This window comes from Porphyromonas sp. (assembly GCF_030529325.1).
Taxonomy (GTDB): domain Bacteria; phylum Bacteroidota; class Bacteroidia; order Bacteroidales; family Porphyromonadaceae; genus Porphyromonas_A.
On sequence record NZ_JAUMXC010000074.1, the window covers coordinates 1 to 5636 of the forward strand.

Below are 5636 nucleotides of genomic sequence, written 5' to 3' on the forward strand. Positions count from 1 at the left end.
TTAAAACTTAAAACGTATACATTATGATGACGAGCGAACAGTATGTAGAGAGCTTGAGAAAACTAAATCTTCAAGTTTACTTCATGGGTGAAAAGATCGATAATCCCGTCGATCACCCAATGATTCGTCCTTCTATGAATTCCGTGGCAATGACTTACAAGTTGGCCGAAATGGATGAGTACAAAGAGCTTATGACAGCTACTTCTAACCTCACCGGCAAGAAGGTCAACAGATTCTGCCACCTTCACCAAAGCACAGAAGACCTCAAAAATAAGGTCAAGATGCAACGTCTCTTGGGTCAGAAGACTGCTTCTTGCTTCCAACGTTGTGTCGGTATGGACGCATTCAATGCGATCTACTCTACCACTTACGACATGGACAAGGCTTTGGGCACGGAGTACCATGAGCGTTTCAAGAAGTATATGGAGTTTGTACAGGAAAACGACCTTGTCGTAGACGGTGCGATGACAGACCCCAAGGGTGACCGTGGTCTTTCGCCATCTCAACAAGAGGATCCTGACCTCTACCTCCGCGTCGTGGAAGTACGCCCTGACGGTATCGTCGTGTCGGGTGCCAAGGCTCACCAGACAGGTGCTGTCAACTCTCACGAACACCTCATCATGCCGACCATCGCAATGAAGGAAGAGGATGCTGACTATGCAGTATCATTCGCAATCCCAAGCGATGCAGAAGGTATCATCATGATCTACGGACGCCAGAGCTGCGATACTCGTAAGATGGAAGAGGGAGCAGATATCGATACAGGCAACTCACAGTTTGGAGGTCACGAAGCTCTCGTGGTCTTCGACAACGTATTTGTGCCTATGGAGCGTGTCTTCATGTGTCGTGAGTACCAGTTTGCAGGACTGATGGTAGAGCGTTTCGCAGGTTATCACAGACAATCATACGGTGGTTGTAAGGTAGGTGTGGGCGACGTCCTCATCGGTGCAGCGGCTCTCGCAGCAGACTACAACGGTGTACCTAAGGCTTCTCACATCAAGGACAAACTCATCGAGATGATCCACCTCAATGAGACACTTTACTCTTGCGGTATCGCTTGTTCTTCTGAAGGACATCAACTACCTGCAGGTAACTACCTCATCGATCTCCTTCTTGCCAATGTTTGTAAGCAAAACATCACACGTCTTCCTTACGAAATCGCACGCCTTGCCGAAGACATCGCAGGTGGTCTCATGGTGACCATGCCTTCTGAACAAGACCTCCGTCACCCGGTGACCGGTCCTATCGTGAAGAAGTACCTCGTGGGGGCTAAGGGCAAGAATGTCGAAAACCGCATGCGTATCCTTCGCCTCATCGAAAATATCACCCTCGGTACTGCAGCTGTCGGTTACCGTACAGAGTCTATGCACGGTGCGGGATCTCCACAGGCACAGCGTATCATGATCGCTCGCCAGGGTGACCTCGAAGGTAAGAAGGCTCTCGCTCGTGAGATTGCTCGCATAGATGTGTCTCTCGACAAGTAAGGAACTTCCCCGAAGGATTGAAATAACACACGCCAAAAGTATATATGAGTACTTCAGATGTACTAAATCCGGAGGAGGTCGCGCTCGTACTGCAGGAAAAGGTCAGTCCTATCCTGCGTGGTCACGGGGGCGACCTCGTCCTATCTCATATCAGGGGCAAGTCGATATACATCCGTTTTACGGGTGCATGTCGGGGTTGCCCTGCCGCTTTTGAGACGGCAGAGAGGACAGTACAGGCCGTCCTCAGAGAACACTTTGGAGATGAGGATATCGATGCCATCCTCGACAACGGAGTGAGCGAAGACTTGATCAAACAAGCAAAAGAGATACTTCAAAAATCTAAAAAATAATGAACGAGATACTGGCTCAATACCAATCTAAGATCGTATCAGCAGATGAAGCTGTCAAAGTAATCAAAAATGGCGAACGAGTCTCCCTGTCTCACGCTGCCGGCGTGCCACAGGTCTGTGTTGATGCACTCGTGAGAAACGCGCAAAACTTCAAAAATGTAGAGATATACCACATGCTCTGCCTTGGTGAGGGGAAGTATATGTTGCCGGAAATGGCTCCACACTTCAGACACATCACCAACTTTGTCGGAGGAAACTCAAGACAAGCTGTCGCAGAAAACAGAGCAGACTTTATCCCTGCATTTTTCTATGAAGTCCCTACTCTTTTCCGCAAGGGCATCCTCCCTATCGATGTAGCTATCGTACAGCTATCTACGCCTGATGCCGAGGGTTATTGCTCGTTTGGAGTATCTTCGGACTATACAAAGCCTTCGACAGAAGTCGCTCGAGTAGTCATCGGAGAGATCAATGCTCAGACACCTTATGTACATGGAGACAATAAGATACATATCTCCAAGCTTGACTATATAGTGCTTGCAGATTATCCCCTTTACACCATACCCAAAGCTCCTATCGGCCCCGTCGAAGAGGCTATCGGTCGCAACTGTGCCGAACTTGTAGAGGATGGCTCTACCCTTCAGCTCGGTATCGGTGCTATCCCTGATGCAGCGCTCCTCTTCCTCAAGGACAAGAAAGATCTCGGTATCCACACTGAGATGTTTGCTGACGGTGTGATCGAACTCGTTCGAGCGGGTGTCATCACAGGTAAGAAAAAGAGCCTTCACCCGGGCAAGATGGTGGCGACCTTCTTGATGGGCACAGAAGAGGTGTACAAGTTTGTCAACAACAATCCTGACGTAGAGCTTTATCCCGTGGACTATGTCAACGACCCTCGTACCGTAGCGATGAACGACAACATGGTCAGCATCAACAGCTGTATCGAGGTCGACCTCATGGGACAGGTTGTTTCAGAAACCATCGGACCTAAGCAGTTCAGCGGCACCGGTGGTCAGGTAGACTATGTCAGAGGTGCGACTTGGTCGAAGAACGGTAAGAGCATCATGGCTATGCCTTCGACAGCTCGCAAAGGTGCAGCATCACGTATTGTGCCTACCATAGCAGAAGGTGCAGCGGTCACTACACTCCGCAATGATGTGGACTATATCGTGACCGAGTACGGTATAGCTCGCCTCAAAGGTCGTAGCTTGAGACAAAGAGCCGAAGCCCTCATCTCTATCGCTCATCCCGATTTCCGCGAAGAGCTCATGAAGGTGTACCGCGAAAGATTTGAATAAAATCACATTATAATACATAACAACAAATCATTATGCAACTGTTCAAACTAAAAAGCGTAATGCACGGCTTTGACACTTTCGCTGAATTTGCGAAAGCGTTCGAACTTGGAGAGCATGACTTGGTCATCACCAACGAGTTTATCTACGAGCCATATATGAAGGCATCCAACCTCGCTTGCCACTTTTTGTTCCAAGAGAAGTACGGCGCAGGAGAACCTTCTGACGAAATGATGAACAACATCCTTGCTGACATCAAGGGGATCAACTATGATCGTATCATCGCTGTCGGTGGTGGTACAGTGATCGACATCTCCAAGCTCTTTGTCCTTAAAGGCTTGGAAAATGTCCTTGACGCTTTCGATCGCAAGATCCCACTCATCAAGGAAAAGAAACTCGTCATCGTCCCTACCACTTGCGGTACAGGTAGTGAAGTCACCAACATCTCTATCGCAGAGATCAAGAGCCGTCACACCAAGATGGGTCTTGCTGACGACACCATCGCTGCAGACGACGCTATCATCATCCCTGAACTCCTCAAGGGCTTGCCATTCAAGTTCTACGCTGCGAGTGCTATCGATGCCCTTATCCACGCTATCGAAGCGTACGTATCTCCCAAGGCAAGTGACTACAGCCGTATGTTCAGTGAAGCAGCATGGCAGATCATCCTTGAGGTCTTCAAAAAGATCGCAGAGCACGGCCCTGAGTACCGTTTCGAGAAGATGGGTGAGATGATCATGGCAAGTAACTTCGCAGGTATCGCCTTCGGTAACGCAGGTGTCGGTGCTGTTCACGCCCTTTCTTATCCTCTCGGCGGTAACTACCACGTACCACACGGAGAAGCGAACTATCAGTTCTTCACCGAAGTCTTCAAGGTGTACCAACAGAAGAACCCATTCGGCTGTATCGTTGAACTTAGCTGGAAGCTCGCTCGCATCATGGACACTACTCCCGAACTCGTCTTCCGCAAGATTGACGAACTCCTCAGCCACCTTCTTGACAAGAAGCCACTCAAGGAGTACGGCATGAAAGACGAAGAAGTACGCGGATTTGCAGAGAACGTCATAGCGACACAGCAGCGTCTTCTCGCCAATAACTACACAGAGCTCACTGTGGACGATATCGAAGGTATCTACCGTCGTCTTTATTGATCCTGTCGTAGCAAGTTTTCCTTAATACGAATAACGAAGAAACCAAAAAATAACGAAAACAATCATGGAGATTAAAGAAATGGTGGCACGCGCTCGCGTGGCACAGAAAGAGTACGAAGAGAGATTCAACCAAGAGAAGGCAGACCAAGCTGTAAAGATCGCCCTCATGACCATCAACAAAAACGCGGAGATGCTTGCTCGCATCGCTGTTGATGAGACTCAGATGGGTGTTTATGAGCACAAGGTAGCTAAGAACCTCGGTAAGTCTAAGGGTGTATGGTACAACCTTCGCGACAAGAAGTCTATGGGCATCCTCAGCATCTGCGAACGCACAGGTATGATCGAAGTGGCTAAGCCTATCGGTGTCCTTGCAGGTATCACTCCGATGACCAACCCTATCGTTACTCCTATGTCTAAGATTGCATTTGCACTCAAGACAAAGAACGCCATCATCATTGCCCCACACCCAAAGGCAAAGATGTGTTCATCTAAGGCTGTCAACATGATCAAGGAAGCTATCGCTCCTCTTGGTGTACCTGCAGACCTTATCCAAGTGATAGATGAGCCATCTATCGAAAAGACTCAAGAGCTCATGAAGTCTGTCGACGTCATCGTGGCTACAGGTGGTATGCCTATGGTACACTCAGCTTACTCATCAGGTAAGCCATCTTTCGGTGTAGGTGCAGGTAACGTTCAGGTTATCCTCGACCGCAACATCAACTACGACGAAGCAGCAGACAAGGTGATCACAGGTCGTGCATTCGACAACGGTATCATCTGCTCGGGCGAACAGTTCTTCGTATATCCAAAAGAAAACCGCGAAGAAGTCCTCGCTGCATTCTCTCGCCACGGTGCATACATCGTACCTGAAGGTGATCGTGACAAAGTCATCAACGCTATCTTTGACGACGGCAAGATCGACCGCGACTCAGTAGGTCAAAGCGCAGAATTTATCGCTAAGAAGGCTGGCATCACTGTACCTGCAGGTACACGTATCCTCATTGTCGAAGCTAAGGGTATCGCTCACGCAGACATGATCTGTAGAGAAAAGATGTGTCCTGTCATGGGTTGCTTCGGCTACGATCACTTCGAAGAAGGTCTCCAGATGATCAAGGCTAACCTTGACATGGAAGGTAGCGGTCACACAGCAGCAGTTCACTCTAACGACCAAGGCAACATCATCAAGACAGGTAATGTCATGTGTGTATCACGTGTCGTTGTCAACGCTGTCTCTGCAACCACTGCAGGTGGTCACATCCAAAACGGCCTTGCAGTGACTAACACCCTCGGTTGCGGTACTTGGGGTAACAACTCAATCTCTGAGAACTTCACCTACAAGCACATGCTCAACATCACACG

At 48.9% G+C, this 5636-nt stretch carries 5 protein-coding genes; all 5 read left to right on the forward strand.

Features of this window, described 5'->3' with window-relative positions; all coding sequences use genetic code 11:
• Nucleotides 1–23 precede the first annotated feature (23 nt).
• A complete protein-coding gene (locus tag Q4A14_RS08575) occupies nt 24–1484 on the forward strand; it encodes a 4-hydroxyphenylacetate 3-hydroxylase family protein (RefSeq protein ID WP_303171437.1) in 1461 nt (486 codons plus the stop codon).
• 44 nt (nt 1485–1528) lie between these two features.
• The gene (locus tag Q4A14_RS08580) at nt 1529–1834 is read left to right on the forward strand and encodes a NifU family protein (protein ID WP_303171439.1); all 306 of its coding nucleotides are present in this window, start codon (nt 1529–1531) and stop codon (nt 1832–1834) included.
• The gene (locus Q4A14_RS08585; RefSeq protein WP_303171441.1) at nt 1834–3129 is read left to right on the forward strand and encodes an acetyl-CoA hydrolase/transferase family protein; all 1296 of its coding nucleotides are present in this window, start codon (nt 1834–1836) and stop codon (nt 3127–3129) included. Before Q4A14_RS08580 ends, Q4A14_RS08585 begins: the two co-directional genes overlap by 1 nt.
• Nucleotides 3130–3161: 32 nt before the next feature.
• The gene (locus Q4A14_RS08590; protein ID WP_303171442.1) at nt 3162–4277 is read left to right on the forward strand and encodes a 4-hydroxybutyrate dehydrogenase; all 1116 of its coding nucleotides are present in this window, start codon (nt 3162–3164) and stop codon (nt 4275–4277) included.
• Nucleotides 4278–4341: 64 nt separating this feature from the next.
• Nucleotides 4342–5636 (forward strand): aldehyde dehydrogenase family protein (locus Q4A14_RS08595; protein WP_303171443.1); only part of this gene is annotated, 1295 nt, incomplete at its 3' end.

Coding starts and splice junctions, on each gene's coding strand:
- Q4A14_RS08585 (WP_303171441.1), top strand. CDS start 1,834: ATGAACGAGATACTGGCTCAATACCAATCTAAGATCGTATCAGCAGAT.
- Q4A14_RS08590 (WP_303171442.1), top strand. CDS start 3,162: ATGCAACTGTTCAAACTAAAAAGCGTAATGCACGGCTTTGACACTTTC.
- Q4A14_RS08580 (WP_303171439.1), top strand. CDS start 1,529: ATGAGTACTTCAGATGTACTAAATCCGGAGGAGGTCGCGCTCGTACTG.
- Q4A14_RS08575 (WP_303171437.1), top strand. CDS start 24: ATGATGACGAGCGAACAGTATGTAGAGAGCTTGAGAAAACTAAATCTT.